Source organism: Parafilimonas sp. (genome assembly GCF_051953455.1).
Lineage (GTDB): Bacteria > Bacteroidota > Bacteroidia > Chitinophagales > Chitinophagaceae > Parafilimonas.
This window is the reverse complement of the sequence record NZ_JBQCIT010000027.1, coordinates 110,467-127,104: the sequence shown is the minus strand read 5'-3', so window position 1 is coordinate 127,104 and position 16,638 is coordinate 110,467. Positions and strand designations below refer to the sequence as shown.

The 16,638-nt window shown below is 41.7% G+C and carries 12 protein-coding genes; 9 read left to right on the top strand and 3 right to left on the bottom strand.

The window, feature by feature from the left end; translation table 11 throughout:
• The coding region (locus ACTHN6_RS11140) for an alkaline phosphatase family protein (RefSeq protein WP_440435836.1) at window positions 1-1,949 on the top strand (1,949 nt) is incomplete at its 5' end.
• A 23-nt stretch (window positions 1,950-1,972) separates the two neighbouring features.
• Window positions 1,973-2,647, top strand: coding sequence for a GDSL-type esterase/lipase family protein (locus ACTHN6_RS11135; protein WP_440435835.1), 675 nt, complete (start codon window positions 1,973-1,975; stop codon window positions 2,645-2,647).
• Between the two features lie 209 nt (window positions 2,648-2,856).
• On the opposite strand, the gene ACTHN6_RS11130 is transcribed toward ACTHN6_RS11135, so the two are convergent.
• A complete protein-coding gene (locus ACTHN6_RS11130) occupies window positions 2,857-4,017 on the bottom strand; it encodes a Gfo/Idh/MocA family protein (RefSeq protein WP_440435834.1) in 1,161 nt (386 codons plus the stop codon).
• Between the two features lie 208 nt (window positions 4,018-4,225).
• On the opposite strand from ACTHN6_RS11130, the gene ACTHN6_RS11125 reads away from it, so the two are divergent.
• The 6 genes from ACTHN6_RS11125 (at window position 4,226) to ACTHN6_RS11100 (ending at window position 12,623) form a co-directional block, all read left to right on the top strand.
• Window positions 4,226-5,548 (top strand): MFS transporter, encoded by a 1,323-nt coding sequence (locus ACTHN6_RS11125; RefSeq protein ID WP_440435833.1) that lies wholly within the window; start codon window positions 4,226-4,228, stop codon window positions 5,546-5,548.
• A complete protein-coding gene (locus ACTHN6_RS11120; RefSeq protein WP_440435832.1) occupies window positions 5,548-6,429 on the top strand; it encodes a hydroxypyruvate isomerase family protein in 882 nt (293 codons plus the stop codon). The genes ACTHN6_RS11125 and ACTHN6_RS11120 overlap by 1 nt, the downstream gene beginning before the upstream one ends.
• Before the next feature lie 145 nt (window positions 6,430-6,574).
• A complete protein-coding gene (locus tag ACTHN6_RS11115) occupies window positions 6,575-8,254 on the top strand; it encodes a GMC family oxidoreductase N-terminal domain-containing protein (RefSeq protein ID WP_440435831.1) in 1,680 nt (559 codons plus the stop codon).
• 95 nt (window positions 8,255-8,349) lie between these two features.
• Window positions 8,350-10,080, top strand: coding sequence for a GMC oxidoreductase (locus ACTHN6_RS11110; protein WP_440435830.1), 1,731 nt, complete (start codon window positions 8,350-8,352; stop codon window positions 10,078-10,080).
• A 76-nt stretch (window positions 10,081-10,156) separates the two neighbouring features.
• On the top strand, window positions 10,157-11,881 hold the full coding sequence (locus ACTHN6_RS11105) for a GMC oxidoreductase (protein WP_440435829.1): 1,725 nt from the start codon (window positions 10,157-10,159) through the stop codon (window positions 11,879-11,881).
• A gap of 100 nt (window positions 11,882-11,981) precedes the next feature.
• Window positions 11,982-12,623 carry a gluconate 2-dehydrogenase subunit 3 family protein gene (locus ACTHN6_RS11100; protein WP_440435828.1) on the top strand — a complete coding sequence of 214 codons (642 nt, stop codon included), beginning with the start codon at window positions 11,982-11,984 and terminating at the stop codon, window positions 12,621-12,623.
• A gap of 101 nt (window positions 12,624-12,724) precedes the next feature.
• On the opposite strand, the gene ACTHN6_RS11095 is transcribed toward ACTHN6_RS11100, so the two are convergent.
• Both ACTHN6_RS11095 and ACTHN6_RS11090 read right to left on the bottom strand, forming a co-directional pair.
• A complete protein-coding gene (locus tag ACTHN6_RS11095; protein ID WP_440435827.1) occupies window positions 12,725-14,068 on the bottom strand; it encodes a DUF58 domain-containing protein in 1,344 nt (447 codons plus the stop codon).
• On the bottom strand, window positions 14,068-15,045 hold the full coding sequence (locus tag ACTHN6_RS11090) for an AAA family ATPase (RefSeq protein WP_440435826.1): 978 nt from the start codon (window positions 15,043-15,045) through the stop codon (window positions 14,068-14,070). The genes ACTHN6_RS11095 and ACTHN6_RS11090 overlap by 1 nt, the downstream gene beginning before the upstream one ends.
• A 219-nt stretch (window positions 15,046-15,264) precedes the next feature.
• Here ACTHN6_RS11090 and ACTHN6_RS11085 point away from each other — a divergent pair, with 219 nt between their 5' ends.
• Window positions 15,265-16,632, top strand: coding sequence for an amidohydrolase family protein (locus tag ACTHN6_RS11085; protein ID WP_440435825.1), 1,368 nt, complete (start codon window positions 15,265-15,267; stop codon window positions 16,630-16,632).
• The last annotated feature ends 6 nt before the right edge of the window (window positions 16,633-16,638 follow it).

Here is a 16,638-nt window from a genome sequence, read left to right as displayed (position 1 = left end):
AAATACCTTATGGCGAAGCACGCTGGAAAACTTTCCCGGAAAGACTGGAAGAAAACGGTATAGATTGGAAGGTTTATCAGAATGATATTACAGCCGGCGGCGGTTTTACCGGCGATGAGCGGGCATGGCTTTCTAATTTCGGCTGTAACCCGCTGGAGTTTTTATCGCAGTATAATGTGCGGTTTTATCCGCGGTATGTACAAACTTTGCAAAAGCAGCTTGAAACACTTCCAAAAGAAATAAAGGAATTGGAAGACAAACTTTCGGCAGCATCTTCAACTGATAAAAATTATAACAAGCTGCAAAAGGATATTGCAAAAAAGAAAGAAGTATTAAGCAGTGCAAAAGAGCAGTTGCAAAAATGGAGCGCTGAAAATTTTGAAAAGCTTTCTCAATATCAAAAGAATATTTACAATAAGGCATTTATCACGAACGCTGCTGACCCGGAATACCATGAGCTGACCACATTAAAGTATGATGATAACGGCGTGGAGCGTGAGTTGCCTGTTCCCAAAGGTGATGTGCTTTACCAGTTCAGGCAGGATGTAGATACCGGTAAATTACCTACGGTTTCATGGCTGGTGCCTTCGCAAAATATTTCCGATCATCCGAGCGCACCCTGGTATGGCGCCTGGCTGGTTTCGGAGGTGCTGGATATACTCACTAAAAATCCTGAGGTGTGGAAGAAAACCATTTTTATTCTTACTTATGATGAAAACGATGGTTATTTCGATCATATCCCGCCTTTCATAGCTCCCGATCATAAAGACCCGTTGACCGGCAAATGCTCGCCGGGCATCAATAACACCGGTGAAGAATATATTCGGCTTGAAAATGAACTGCGTGATGGTATTCCTAAAAAAGAAGCCCGCGGCGGTCCTGTTGGCCTGGGTTTCAGGGTGCCGATGATCATCGCCTCGCCGTGGAGCCGTGGCGGAAAAGTTTGCTCGCAGGTATTCGATCACACCTCTTCCCTGCAATTCCTCGAAGAATTCTTAAACAAGAAATTTAAAAAGAATATAAAGGAAACCAACATCAGTGAATGGCGCAGGGCTATTTGCGGAAACCTTACGTCGGCGTTCACTGTTTTTGATGAAAAAGAACAGGAACGGTTGCCTTTTTTGAAAAGAGATCCTTTTGTTGAAACCATCTATAATGCAAAATTTAAAGAAGATCCATCCAATTTTAAAAAATTAACCAGAACAGAAATAGATCAAATTAACCGCGATCCTTCCTCTTCATCTTTAATGTCGCAGCAGGAACCCGGAACAAAACCGGCAAACCCGCTACCTTACCAGTTGTATGCAAACGGCATTTTAAGTAAGGATAAAAAAAGTTTTGAAATAAAGATGGAAGCGAAGAAAGAAATGTTTGGTGAAAAAGCTGCCGGTTCTCCGTTTAATGTATATGCACCGGGTGAATATGTTTCGCTTGAAGGAGAGAAGAATAACCAGCGGGTTTTTGAGCCGGTGCGTACCTGGCATTTTGCGGTAAACGCAGGCGAATCGCTTTCAGAAAAATGGCCGCTGAATAATTTTAAAGGCAATGAATATCACCTTCGTTTATATGGCCCCAACGGTTTTTTCCGTGAATTTATGGGCAATGCGCAGGATCCCGATATGCATGTGGATTGTGCATATGAAACCGATCCATCCAATAAAAACCAGCTTACCGGAAATGTGGTTATAAACATTATTAATCTCAGTAAAATCAACGCTCATGATGTTGAGATTAAAGACAACGCTTATAAAGCAGCGACTGTTTCCAAAAAGATCGGGCCAGCTAAAACAGAAGTAGTGATACTGGATTTATCGCAGAGTTTTGGCTGGTATGATTTTTCTGTAGGCCTGCCAAATAAGCAAGGTTTTGTGAAGCGGTTTGCAGGCCGGGTTGAAACCGGTAAAGAAACTTCTTCCGACCCTTTTATGGGCCGTGAAGTGAAAGCCTGATTAAACATTAAAATAATGATGTTATGAACAAAACACTTGTTTGTATTTTTCTTTGCTGCTGCTCCACCAGCCATGTTTTTTCACAGCAAAAACAATGGGACAGCACATACAGGCCTGGCAATTATGCCTTGATGGAAGGCTTATTCAGGAGCTATCCCAATTCAGAAAAAGATATTGTTTTTCTCGGCAACAGCATTACAGATCATGTGGATTGGGAAGAATTGCTTGGCATGCCTAATGCCCGCAACCGCGGTATTTCGGGTGATATAACTTTTGGCGTATTAGAAAGGTTGGATGAAGTGATTGAGGGCCATCCTGCCAAAGTTTTTATACTGATTGGCATTAATGATATTTCCCGCAACATTCCGGATAGTGTAATATTAAATAATGACAGGAAAATTATACAACGTATTAAAGCCGGATCGCCGTCCACAAAAGTCTATTTTCAAACCTTAATGCCGGTAAACAATACTTTCACGCAGTTTAAAAATCATTACAATAAAGATGAACATATACAGGCTGTGAATGAAGGGTTGAAAAAAATTGCCGCCGGAGAAAAGATTACGTTAATTGACCTGCACCCGCATTTTTTAGATAGCGAAGGAAGGCTTGATAAAACTTACACTACCGATGGCCTGCATCCGAATGCGAAAGGTTATGAAGTTTGGAAGAAGATATTGCTGCCTTACCTGAAATAACTGTTTGAGTTAATAAAATATCACCGTCAATTAGTGGTCTGATATTTCAGGTAGAAAATAAACGGTTCTTAAGTGTCACCGTTATTCATAATTTATCTTAACCGGCTGTGGCGTATGAATCCTTATTCCAAAACCATAGCAGTTGTTTATAAAAAATGCCATTGTTGTTAAAAGCAATGGCATTTTTTATAAATTATTTCAAGGAAAATCTACACCACAAAATCTGTCCACTTTTTATCGCTTTGCGATGAGGCCACAACCGTATCAATAAATGCCATGCCTCTTACGCCTTCTTCCACTCTTGGATAATCGAGCATTGCACTGGTTGGTGTTTCTCCATTCATCTTCGCCATTAAGCTTAAAGCAAAATTGCGGTAGATGTTGCCAAACGCTTCCAGGTAGCCTTCCGGATGACCGCCCGGTGTGCGTGTATTGTGTTTGGCAATATCTGTAAGATAACCCTGCCCTGCACGGTATATTTCAGCCGGTTTATCAAGCCATTTTACAATTAAAGTATTAGGTTCCATCTGCGCCCATTCTATGCCGCCTTCTTCACCGTAAATACGAATTTTTAGTGCGTTCTCTTCGCCGGCTGCAATCTGGCTTGCCACCAAACAGCCTGCAGCGCCATTATCAAATTTTAATAAAACATTTCCGTCATCATCAAGCGCCCGGCCTTCTACCATAATATTAAGATCGGCGCAAACTTTTGTAATCTTCAATCCTGAAATATATTCAGCCAGGTGTGCTGCATGCGTGCCTATATCGCCCATAGCGCCTGCCTTGCCGCTGCGCTTCGGGTCAGTTCTCCAGGCAGCCTGTGCATTGCCTTCGCGTTCACTTAATTTGCTTAGCCAGCCCTGCGGATATTCCACCATAATCTTTCTTACCTTTCCAAACATGCCCTTCTTAAACATTTCCTTTGCCTGCTTTACCATGGGATAGCCCGAATAAGTATGCGTTAAGCAAAGTGATAAACCTGTTTCTTCAACTTTCTTTTGCAGTTGCTTTGCTTCATCCAGTGTAAACGTCATAGGCTTTTCAACCACCACATTAAAACCATGTTCCAGCGCTTTAATAGCAGGATCGAAATGTAAAAAGTTTGGCGTAACGATCGATACAAAGTCAATGCGTTTATCTTCCGGTAACCGGCTTTCTTTTTCAAACAGTTCATCATAACTTTTATATATCCTGTCTTCGGGCAGAAACAGCATTTCCCCTGATTCCTTCGCTACTTTTGCATCGTGGCTTAAAGCGCCGCAACTCAGTTCAATCAATCCATCCATATTTAAAGCAATGCGGTGTATGGCGCCAATAAAAGCGTCTTTACCGCCGCCAATCATGCCCATTCTTATTTTACGATGTGCCATTACAATAAAAATTTTTAGGTAAGAAAATAAATATATGTTTTACAAGTTGTATGCAAGCCATGCAAAATAACAGGTTGTGAAAATATTTACAGAATTCGATAAAAAAAATTTCGTTTTTTATTTTGAAAAGCAATTATTGTTACATTTAGCGCGCCGATTGTATTTGATAGATAAGAAAATTCAACTACTTAAAATCTTCTAACGAGTTATGTCAACAATTAAGCGTAATCAATTGTTTGTAGCGAGCTGTCTTGCCTTATTAGTTACCTCGCTTTCATTTGGTATTCGTGCCGGCCTTTTAAATACCTGGGGGCACGAATTTGGTTTAACACAGGAAGAAATTGGTATTATAACCAGTACGGCATTTTGGGGCTTTCCCCTTGCCATTGTTGTTGGCGGAATGGTGGTTGATGTTATTGGTATGAAAAAATTGCTCATCGCAGCCTTTATATTTCATGCATTGGGTATTTTTCTTACAATAATTGCTTCCGGTTTCTGGCCTTTATTTATTTCAACTTTGTTAATAGGCCTTGGCAACGGAACAGTTGAAGCAGCCTGCAACCCGCTGGTAGCGAGTTTATATCCGAATAATAAAACAACAAGGCTTAACTATTTTCATTTGTGGTTTCCGGGCGGTATTGTTATCGGTACATTGATCGTAAGTTTCTTTGGTCAATATGTTGCTGATTCAATTTATTTATCCAACTGGAGGATGCTGGTTGGCATTATGTTTATACCCACCATCTTATATGGTATAATGTTTTTTAGGTTAACCTTTCCTGTTACAGAACGTGTGGCAAGTGGTATAAGCACATCTAAAATGTATAAGTCATTATTCAAACCATTGTTTATTATAATGCTGATACTTATGTTAGGTACTGCCATTACGGAATTATTTACGGGGCAATGGATAGATGTGTTACTGAAAAACGTAACCGACAATGCCATCTTGTTGCTTACGCTTGAAACCGGTGTTATGGTGCTGGGGCGTGGTTTGGCAGAGCCTGTCGTACATAAACTGTCTCCGCAGGGTGTTTTATTAATGTCATCTATTCTCGCAGCAATAGGTTTGTATTTATTAGGCCATTCAACAGGCAATATGCTTTTTGTGGGAGCTATTGTTTTTGGAATGGGCGTTTGTTATTTCTGGCCAACCATGCTGGGTTTTGTAAGTGAAAATTTACCGGAAACAGGAGCCGTTGGTATGAATATTATTGGTGGTGCAGGCATGTTTGCGGTTTCTGTATATATGATATTTATGGGAGGATATTATGATAAACTGGTGGCACAAAAATTGCCATCGGGGGCAGACCTTGCAGCATACAATACAGCGCCCGCAGGCTCTGATATGGCTAACGCATTAAACAATGCCAAATCATTGGCCGGGCCTCAAATTATTAATGCCACTTCCATTATTCCAGTAATATTAATTGTAGCGTTTGCAATTCTTTTTGTGTACATGCGTTCAAGAAATACAAAAACTTTACCGGTTGCCAATGCTACTATTGCAAATCCATACGAAGATCAATAATGACAAACAGAAGAACAGTTTTGAAAACCCTGGCTGCGGGTTCCGTTGCAATACCCGCATCAAAAATTTTTGCAGGTGAAATGAGTGAATCAACTATAAATAAACCATTAAAGTTAAAAGGCAATATCAATCATTCCGTATGTCAATGGACGTATAATTTTCTTTCTGTTGAAGAATTATGCAAGCTGGTAAAAAGTATTGGTTTTAATGCCATTGATCTCATTTCGCCAAAAGATTTTCCAACACTGCAGAAGTATGGCATTTACAGTTCAATGTGCTATACAAATGGTGAGATCAGTTTAACAAAAGGATGGAACCATACGGAAAACCATGCTTTGCTAACACAGCAGTTCACAGAAGCTATTCCCCTCATTAAACAAAACGGATATACCGATATAATTTGCTTTAGCGGCAGCCGCGAGGGGATGAACGACGAAACAGGTTTAAAAAACTGCGTTACCGGTTTAAAGCCTATGGTTGAATTAGCCGAGAAACATGGCGTTACCATGCAGATGGAATTATTAAACAGCAAGGTGGACCACCATGATTATATGTGCGATAATCACAAATGGGGCGTTGAACTGTGCAAGCGTATAGGCTCTGATCATTTTAAATTATTGTACGATATCTACCACATGCAGATTGATGAAGGCGATGTTATAAGAACCATCCGCGACAACCACCAATATTTCGGCCATTACCACACTGGCGGTGTACCGGGCAGGCATGAAATAGATGAATCGCAGGAACTATATTATCCTGCCATTATGAAAGCGATAGTGGAAACAGGATTTAAGGGGTATGTAGCCCAGGAATTTATCCCCGCTGCAAAGGATAGAGCGGCTTCACTTAAGAAGGCAATTGAAATATGCGATGTGTAATTTAATGTTTTAAAGTTTGCAAGTTTAGGATTGTTTACAGGCTTTATAACCCGTAAACTCGTAAACCCGCGAAAATTGAAACCAATAATAAGCTTGCGAACCTATGAACATTGAACGAATTTCTTAAAATTATAAAACAACAAGAATGGCTGACAATGTTTATGACGCAATTGTAATCGGCTCCGGCATTAGCGGTGGCTGGGCTGCCAAAGAACTTTCTGAAAAAGGTTTAAAAGTCATCATGCTGGAACGTGGCATGGATATTAAACACGTTACTGATTACAAAAGTACAAACAAAGACCCCTGGGAGTTTCCCCATCGCGGCGGCAGAACGCAACAGATGATAAAAGATTATCCTGTTTTGCGCAGAGATTACCCTCTTAATGAAATGAACCTTGACTGGTGGGCAAGCGATATTGACAGCCCTTATACAGAAGTCAAACGCTTCGACTGGTTCCGCGGTTATCATGTGGGTGGCCGCTCATTAATGTGGGGCCGGCAGAGCTATCGCTGGAGCGACTGGGATTTTGAAGCAAATGCCAAAGAAGGCATTGCCATCGACTGGCCGGTTCGTTATAAAGAAATAGCGCCCTGGTATGATTATGTAGAACAGTTTGCCGGTATTAGCGGCAACGCCGATGGCTTGCCTCAATTGCCCGATGGGAAATTTATGCCGCCCATGGATATGACCTGCGTTGAAAAAGATGTGGCAGCGCGTATAAAAGATCATTATAAGGGCACAAGGGCCATGATAATGGGCCGCACCGCCAATATCACAAAGCCCATACAGGAAAGAACCAATTGTCAGTACAGGAATAAATGCTGGCTCGGCTGCCCGTTTGGCGGCTACTTCAGCACACAATCTTCTACATTGCCGGCTGCCATGAAAACCAATAACCTCACGGTTCGGCCATGGGCCATTGTTACAAAAATTTTATACGATAAAGATACAAAGCGCGCTACAGGCGTTGAGATATTGGATGCCCAGGATAATAAAACGTATGAGTATAAAGCAAAGATCGTTTTCCTCAATGCATCAGCTTTAAACAGTGCCTGGATATTGATGAATTCTGCCACTGATATCTGGCCTGAGGGCCTTGGCAGCAGCAGCGGCGAATTAGGCCACAACGTAATGGACCATCATCTTGGCGTTGGCGCTTCCGGGTTGGTGGAAGGCTATGAAGATAAATACTATTATGGCCGCAGGCCCAATGGTGTTTACATTCCGCGTTACAGGAATTATTTTGGTGATAAACGCGATTACCTGCGTGGCTTTGGTTACCAGGGTGGTGGCAGCCGCCAGGGCTGGAGCCGTGAAATCGCTGAACTGAATATTGGCGCTGCTTATAAAGATGCATTAACAGAACCCGGTAACTGGACAATGGGTATGGGCGGCTTTGGTGAGATGCTCCCTGACCACAGCAATAAGATCACCCTCGATAAAAATAAAAAGGATAAATGGGGGCTGAATGTTTTATCATTTGATGTGGAACTGAAAGATAACGAACTGAAGATGCGTAAAGACATGAAAGATGATGCCATAGAAATGCTCACTATTGCCGGCGTTAAAAATGTTTCCGGCTGGGACGGCGATGGCACACCGGGCCGTGGCATTCACGAAATGGGCACGGCACGCATGGGCGCCGATCCTAAAACTTCAGTACTTAATAAATGGAACCAGGTTTGGGATGCACCTAATGTATTTGTTACCGATGGCGCTTTTATGGTAAGCTCAAACTGTTGCAATCCATCACTTACTTATATGGCATTTACAGCCCGCGCAGCCGATCACGCTGTTAGCGAATTGAAGAAACAAAATCTCTGATTCAATTTGAAAATTTGAAGATGCGCTGATTTTGAAAATGCGTTCTTAGCATATCACAACTGTTCATTTTCAAATTTTCAATTTTCCTAATTGAAATGCCACAAGACAGCAGTATAAATATTAATTCCGGCGGTGCTCAGCAAAACGCATACGATGCCATCGTTATCGGCAGCGGCATTAGTGGTGGCTGGGCTGCCAAAGAGTTATGTGAAAAAGGATTGAAAACGCTGGTGCTGGAGCGTGGCCGCGATGTAAAGCATATAAAAGATTATCCAACAGCCAATCTTGCACCGTGGGAATTAAAACACCGTGGTTCAATTACAAGGGAGACACAATTGCGGAACCCGCTGATATCGAGGGCTGCAGGATACGGTGAAGACGACCAGCATTTCTTTGTAAACGATGATGATCATCCTTACATACAGGAAAAGCCTTTCGACTGGATTCGCGGTTACCAGGTTGGCGGGAAAAGCTTAACATGGGGCAGATGCACGCAACGCTGGAGTGATTTTGAATTTACAGGCCCTCAACGTTTTGGCTATGGATGGGATTGGCCCATCCGCTATGCAGATGTTGCGCCCTGGTATTCACATGTTGAAAAATTTATTGGCGTTTGTGGCAGTAAAGACGGTCTGGAAGCCATGCCCGATGGCGAATTCCTTCCGCCATTTGAGTTGAATTGCGTTGAACAACATTTAAAAGAAAGTATCTTAAAAAATTACGGAAACCGCTACCTCGTTCATGCCCGTTGGGCGCATTTAACACACCCGGATCAGGTACATATTGACCAGGGGAGAGGCCAATGCCAGGCAAGAAATTTATGCATGCGCGGATGCCCGTTTGGTGGTTATTTCAGCTCCAATTCATCCACTTTGCCCTGGGCTGAAAAGACAGGCAATTTAACCGTAAGGCCGTTCTCCGTTGTTCATTCCATTATATATGACGAACAGAAACAAAAGGCAAGCGGCGTGCGGGTTATCGATACCAATACAAAGCAAGCCACTGAATATTTTGCGAAAATAATTTTTGTAAATGGCTCAGCCCTAAACAGTAATCTTATCCTGCTGAATTCTACATCCAACCGTTTCCCAAATGGTTTGGGGAATGATAGCGGGTTGCTGGGAAAATATATCTGCCATCATAACTATCGCGGCTGGATGAACGGAGAAATTGATGGCTTTACCGATACCTATTATTACGGCCGTAATCCAACAGATGCGATCATTGCCAACTATCGTAACCTGCATACAATAGATACGGATTTTGTTGGCGGTTATACAACTTATTGCGGGGCTCGCCGCGACAGAAATAATGGTGAAAGCTGCCCGCAACAAATAGGTGCAGCATATAAAGAAAGTATGACGGAGCCGGGCGGCTGGACGGTATATGCTTACCTGCAGGGCGAAACCATTCCCAAGGAAAAAAATCATGTACGTTTAAGTCCTGATAAAAAAGATCAATGGGGCATTCCGTTATTAATTACTTCTGTTGAATATGATGATAATGATGAAAAATTATTAAATGATTTCTTTGTCCAGACTGAAGAAATGTTTTCAAAAGCAGGCGTAAAAAATATAGAGCATTGGGATAGCAAGCAGGCGCCTGGTTTGGATATTCATGAAATGGGGGGATGCAGGATGGGCAGTGACCCCAAATCATCAGTTTTGGATAAATGGAATGCCGTTCATGCCTGCAAAAACGTTTTTGTAACAGACGGCGCCTGCATGACGAGCACCGGTAATCAAAGCCCGAGCATTTTGTATATGACTTTAACAGCAAGGGCATGTAATTACGCAGTAGAAGAAATGAAGAAAGGAAACGTATAGCAAGTCAAAATTCAAAAGTAAAAAGCAAAAAGCGCTTCATATTTTGGGTTTTGAATTTTCAATTTTGACTTTAATAATGGGTGATACTTTAAACATAAGCAATAAAGGTGTTCAGCAAAACACGTATGATGCCATTGTTATCGGCAGTGGCATCAGCGGTGGCTGGGCTGCCAAAGAGCTTTGTGATCATGGCATTAAAACCTTATTACTTGAACGTGGAAAAAATGTAGTGCATTTAAAAGATTATCCAACGGCTACAAAAGCGCCGTGGGAATTTCCGCACCGCGGAGAAATGCCTTTGCAGGTTACACAGGAAAATGCTGTTGTTTCAAGGTGCTACGCTTTTGGCGAGGCCACACAGCATTTCTTTGTAAAAGATAAAGAGCATCCTTACATACAGGAAAAGCCTTTCGACTGGATTCGCGGCTACCAGGTGGGCGGCAAATCTTTGCTTTGGGCAAGACAAACGCAACGCTGGAGCAAGTTTGATTTTGAAGGCCCGGCACGTGATGGCTATGCGGTTGACTGGCCAATAAGGTATGATGATCTTGCGCCCTGGTATTCGCATGTAGAAAAGTTTGCAGGTATCAGCGGTAATTATGATGGCCTTGAAACCCTGCCCGACAGCGAGTTTCTTCCGGCATGGGAAATGAATTGTGTTGAAAAAGATATAGCGCAAAAAATAAATGCGGCCTATAAAGACAGGAATGTGATACAGGGCCGTTGCGCGCATCTCACCAAACCTAATCAAATTCATATTGACCAGGGCAGAACACAGTGCCAGGCCAGAAGTTTGTGCGAACGGGGCTGTCCCTTTGGTGGTTATTTCAGCTCCAATGCTTCCACTATTCCTTGGGCGTTGAAAACAGGCAATCTCACCATTCAGCCTGAAAGCGTCGTGCATTCCATTATTTATGATGATAAAAAAGATAAGGCAATTGGCGTGCGTGTTATCAATACCAATACAAAGCAAACCACTGAATATTTTGCAAAAATAATTTTTGTAAATGCAGCCTGTTTTAATAGCAATCTTATCTTGTTAAACTCCACTTCTAATCGTTTTCCAAATGGCCTGGGCAATGATAATGGCTTGCTGGGAAAATATATTGCCTTTCATAATTATCGCGGCACTGTTTCGGCAAGCTATGACGGCCCAATGGATAAATATTATTATGGCAGAAGGCCAACACAGCCTATGATGCCTAACTTCAGGAATGTGTATAAGCAGGAAATGGATTTTCTGCGTGGCTATATGTGCTTTTATGGTGCAGGCCGGGGCAGGGGTTTTGGCGATGGGCTGGATGCAGAAATCGGCGGCGCTTATAAAGATGCGTTAACCGAAGCCGGCAACTGGTATGTATCAATGATGATGCAGGGCGAAACCATTCCAAAAGAAACAAACCATGTTTCTTTAAGTAAAGATAAAAAAGACGGCTGGGGTATTCCGCAATTGGTTTTTGATGTGGATTATGATGAAAATGATGTAAAGTCAATGAACGATTTTTTAACGCAGGCATCTGAAATGCTGGATAAGGCGGGCTGTAAAAATATACGGCAACACGACAGCGAACAGGCGCCGGGTTTGGACATTCATGAAATGGGCGGCGTGAGAATGGGCAAGAATCCAAAAACGTCTATGCTGAATGCCTACAATCAGTTTCATAATTGTAAAAACGTGTTTGTAACGGATGGCGCCTGCATGACGAGCACCAGCACGCAAAACCCGTCGCTTACATTCATGGCATTAACGGCGAGGGCCGCGAATTATGCGGTGGAACAATTGAAAAAACAAGATATTTAATTTGAAAATTTGAAGATGTGCTGATTGAAAAATGCACATATAAGTAAACATTATTTTCAAATTTTCAAATTCATAAATTTTCAAACTCAAATTAAATATTATGGATAGAAGAGAAGCCTTACAACGTGTAGCCCTTATTATGGGCGGCGCAGTTATCGGCGCTGAAGCCTTTCTCTCCGGCTGTAAAACAACACCGGCAAAAGAAGGATTGTTTTCAGTGAGCGATGTTGCTTTGCTTGATGAGGTAGGCGACACTATTTTGCCAACAACATCTTCGCCCGGCGCCAAAGCTGCGCAGATAGGCGAGTTTATGAAAACAATGGTCACTGATTGTTATACAGAAGATGACCAGAAGATTTTTACCGATGGCATAACCAAATTACAGGATGCTGCAAAAAAGAAGTACAGCAAATCTTTTATGGACCTTACGCCGGAACAGCGCACCGAGTTTTTGATAGAGCTGGATAAGGAAGCGAAAGAGAAATCAAAAGAGATTGGCGCACGGGCTGCTAAATTAACGGATGAACAAAGGCACCAGATTGCGCTTGATAAAAACTTCGGTAGCTTTAAACGTGATCCCCAGGATGATCCTCATTATTTCACCATGATAAAGCAATTAACGCTTACCGGTTATTTCACTTCCAAACCCGGTGCAACACAAGCGCTGCGTTATATTGCCGTGCCTGGTAAATATGAAGGCTGCATTCCTTACAATAAAGGGGATAAGGCCTGGGCAACATAGCCGTGAAATTAATTCGCTGGTATAAAAATATTGGATGTTCAAAGTAATCAATGCTCAAGTAAAAAATGGTAATTACATATTGAGCATTGATTATTTTTTTTCTATACCACCTGCCTCTCCTTCAACTCTAAATATTTATTAATTGTATTTGCTGTAAGTTTTTGCGGCGCTGTAAGCAAACTCATAATGCCGTGCTTTTGCAACTCTTTTACTACCTGTCTTTTTTCAAAAGCAAATTTGTTGGCGATGGTTTGATAGTAAATGTCTTCAACTGTTTTGGCTTTGGTTTGCTGCAAGGCAGTTAGTTCGGTATTCTCAAAAAATATTACCAATAAAGGATGATGCGTTGAAAGCTGTTTTAAATAAGGCAATTGCCTTTCCATGCTGTACAGGCTTTCAAAATTGGTGAAAAGAATGAGCAGGCTTCGCTGCTTTAAATGATAGCGTGTATGCACATATAAAGCTTCAAAATCACTATCCAGGAAATCTGTTTCCTGCCTGTATAATGTTTGCAGGATAAGGCTTATCTGAGAAGGCTTTTTATCCGGTTGAATAAACTGATCTATTTTTTTATCAAAGGTCAGCAGGCCGCTTTTATCCTGTTTCAGTAAAACGATGTTGCTTAAAACAAGCGTTGCATTAATAGCGTAATCCAGCAGCGTTATACCTTCAAAAGGCATTTTCATGCTGCGGCCTTTATCAATCAAACAAACAACCTGCTGGCTTCGTTCATCCATATAATTATTTACCATCAGTCCGCTTTTACGGGCCGTGGCTTTCCAGTTGATGCGGCGGTAATCGTCGCCCTGCACATATTCTTTTATCTGCTCAAATTCAAGGCTGCTGCCTATTTTACGCAAGCGCCTCGAACCACCTTGTTGCAATTGGTTGGTAACAGCCATCAATTGGTATTTCTTCATTTGCATGAATGAAGGATATACAGCAACTTTCTGTTCTTCACCGCCTGCTATATGGCGGATGACCATATTGAGCGGGCCGCGTAAAAAAATATTAATAATGCCGAAAAAATATTCACCGCGTTCTGTTGGTTTTAAATAATAATCAAACGAAATGTTTTCGCGTTCTTTCAGCGTAAAATTTTTCTTCCAGTTTCTTTGCTGAAACTGCATGGGCAACTCATCTATAATTTCAACACGCACTTTATAAGCGCGCTGATTGGCCAGTTTAATTGTTACTTTATTATCATCACCATTGCTGAAACGTTCCGGGCAAACGCGTTGTGCGGTTACAGGCTTGTTGCCCGTAAAAACAATAATAAAATCGAGTACAACTGTAAGGCATAAACACAGTAAAGCAATGGTGGCAACCTGTTGCAGCGGTTCAAAGAAAAATGCAAGAATGAAAAGCGCAACAATAACAGACCCGGCTGTATAAAACAACCTGGTGAAATAAAAGCGCAGCCGGTAAAATATACGCTTCAGCATTATCTTGGCACTTCAATGGAATGAATAATTTTTTCTATCACTTCATCTTCATTGGCACCTTCCATTTCTTTTTCAGGTGTAAGAATTATACGATGGCGTAATACCGGTTTGGCAACATAGATAATGTCATCGGGAATAACAAAATCCCTTCCTGATAAAGCTGCATATGCTTTTGCAGCATTTAAAATAGCAATTGTAGCACGTGGAGAAGCACCGAGATAAATGGCTTTATCATTTCTTGTGGCTACAGAAATTTTTGCAATAAAATGAATGAGGTTTTCTTCAACAACAAGATGTTTTATCAGTTGCCTTAACTGAATAACCTGTTCATCGCTTATAACCGGTTCCACCATATTCAACACATTATCTTCTGTAAATTGATGAAAGCGCTGCAGGATATTTATTTCTTCAGCTTCGTTGGGATAAGGCACGATTATCTTAAATAAAAACCTGTCTAACTGCGCTTCCGGCAGGCGGTATGTGCCTTCCTGTTCGATAGGGTTTTGTGTTGCAATAACCATGAAAGGATTATTCATCACATGCGTAATACCATCCATAGTTACCTGCTGTTCCTGCATTACTTCAAACAAGGCTGCCTGCGTTTTTGCAGGCGCACGGTTTATTTCATCAATCAAAACAATATTGCTGAAAACCGGCCCGCGCTTAAATTCAAACTGACCGGTGCCGGGATTGAAAATATTAGTACCGAGCACATCGCTTGGCATAAGATCGGGTGTAAACTGAATGCGGCTGAAACCTGTTTTTAAACACTTCGCCACAAGCCTTGCCGTTAATGTTTTGGCAACGCCGGGCACACCTTCAATTAATACATGGCCATTGGCAAGCAACGCCACCATAATTAAACGCACCATATCATCCTGCCCCACAATTACTTTTTTTATTTCGGATTGAAGTTTGAAAACTGCTTTATTCAGTTCTTCAAGATTTATTCTTTGCTCAAAGATTTCTTCGCTCATTTAAAGGTTGTTTTGTTTGTCAATGATAATAATAAATTCAACATGTGCAGGCATTGCATTAATAATTATACCGTAAATACAAATCTGAAAGTAAAGAGTGAGTGATAGCCGGTGGTTTTAGTTAATTTTAAACGCTCTTATACAAGCCGTCGTGATGGAAGGATTAATGGTGCGTTGTATATTTTTTGCCCGGCAGCTATTCATTTAAAACAATATTTTATGAAAATGGCATTCACTGATGTCGTGCTTTTTATTACCGCAATTGTAATTGCAGGTTGCGGCAACAACACATCAACAAAAAATCTAACAGCAACCGTTTTATATGATGCAACTATTATTGACGGTAACGGTGGTGCGCCTTTGCAGCATGCTTCTATACGTATAGAAGGTGATAGTATTACAGATGTTGGTGAACATATTGATACTGCAAATGCCACCGTTATTCGCCTCAAAGGCAAAACCATTATGCCAGCACTTATTAGTGCACATGTACACATCGGCACATTAAAAGGCACGAATACAAAACCGGAGAATTATACGAGGAATAATATACTGTCGCAGTTAAAGAAATATGAGGATTACGGTATAGAAAACATTTTGGTAATGGGCACCGACAGGCCAATGCTGTTTCAAAGCGGCCTGCGTGATTCTTCTGTAAATGGATTGTTGCCGGGCGCCCGTTTATATTCTGCCGGTTATGGTTTTAATGTGCCACAGGCCGGCGGACCCATTACATCTGTAATGGATCAGTTATTCAGGCCTGCTTCACCGCAACAGGTGCCTGCAGAGTTAGACAGTGTTGCGGCCGTGAAGCCAACGGTTTTAAAAATGTGGGTGGATGATTTTGGAGGCACTACACCTAAAATGGATCCTGCCATTTATAAGGCTATTATTGACGAAGCTCATAAACGCAACCTGCGTGTGGCAGCGCATTTATATTATCTTTCCGATGCAAGAAAGCTGGTTGCTGACGGGCTTGATATTATTGCACACAGCATTCGCGACAGCGTGATTGATGATGCCTTGCTAAAAGAGATGAAGGCAAAGCATGTTGCGTATATCCCAACTTTATCATTAGACGAATTTGCTTTTATGTATGCACAGAAACCTGCATGGATAAATGACGAATTTTTTAAAGCTTCACTTGAGCCGGGCGTTTATGAAATGATAACATCTTCAGCATACCAGAACGGGCTAAAAAATTCGCCTTCATATGAAAAAAATATGAAAGGATTTGAAACGGCTTTAAAGAACCTGAAAAAAATATATGATGCAGGCATTCTTATTGCGCTGGGTACAGATAGCGGCGCCACGCCTGTGCGGGCACAGGGTTTTTCAGAACATAATGAACTGGCATTAATGGTGCAGGCCGGCTTAACGCCCACGCAGGCAATAGGTGTTGCCACAAAAAATGCAGCGGCATTATTACAGATTGATAACCGCTTTGGCACTATTGAAAAGGGAAAGATTGCCGACCTGGTTATTCTTAATGCCAACCCGCTTGATGACGTTAAGAACACGCGAAAGATTGATGCCGTATATAAGGCAGGCATTAAAGTAAGTGATGGAGTTAAATACAATGATTAATTTTTG

Excerpts from the sequence above, each read along its gene's own strand:
- ACTHN6_RS11135 (WP_440435835.1), top strand. The coding sequence starts at position 1,973 with ATGAACAAAACACTTGTTTGTATTTTTCTTTGCTGCTGCTCCACCAGC.
- ACTHN6_RS11095 (WP_440435827.1), bottom strand. The coding sequence starts at position 14,068 with ATGCTGAAGCGTATATTTTACCGGCTGCGCTTTTATTTCACCAGGTTG.
- ACTHN6_RS11105 (WP_440435829.1), top strand. The coding sequence starts at position 10,157 with ATGGGTGATACTTTAAACATAAGCAATAAAGGTGTTCAGCAAAACACG.
- ACTHN6_RS11120 (WP_440435832.1), top strand. The coding sequence starts at position 5,548 with ATGACAAACAGAAGAACAGTTTTGAAAACCCTGGCTGCGGGTTCCGTT.
- ACTHN6_RS11100 (WP_440435828.1), top strand. The coding sequence starts at position 11,982 with ATGGATAGAAGAGAAGCCTTACAACGTGTAGCCCTTATTATGGGCGGC.
- ACTHN6_RS11090 (WP_440435826.1), bottom strand. The coding sequence starts at position 15,045 with ATGAGCGAAGAAATCTTTGAGCAAAGAATAAATCTTGAAGAACTGAAT.
- ACTHN6_RS11115 (WP_440435831.1), top strand. The coding sequence starts at position 6,575 with ATGGCTGACAATGTTTATGACGCAATTGTAATCGGCTCCGGCATTAGC.
- ACTHN6_RS11125 (WP_440435833.1), top strand. The coding sequence starts at position 4,226 with ATGTCAACAATTAAGCGTAATCAATTGTTTGTAGCGAGCTGTCTTGCC.
- ACTHN6_RS11110 (WP_440435830.1), top strand. The coding sequence starts at position 8,350 with ATGCCACAAGACAGCAGTATAAATATTAATTCCGGCGGTGCTCAGCAA.
- ACTHN6_RS11130 (WP_440435834.1), bottom strand. The coding sequence starts at position 4,017 with ATGGCACATCGTAAAATAAGAATGGGCATGATTGGCGGCGGTAAAGAC.
- ACTHN6_RS11085 (WP_440435825.1), top strand. The coding sequence starts at position 15,265 with ATGAAAATGGCATTCACTGATGTCGTGCTTTTTATTACCGCAATTGTA.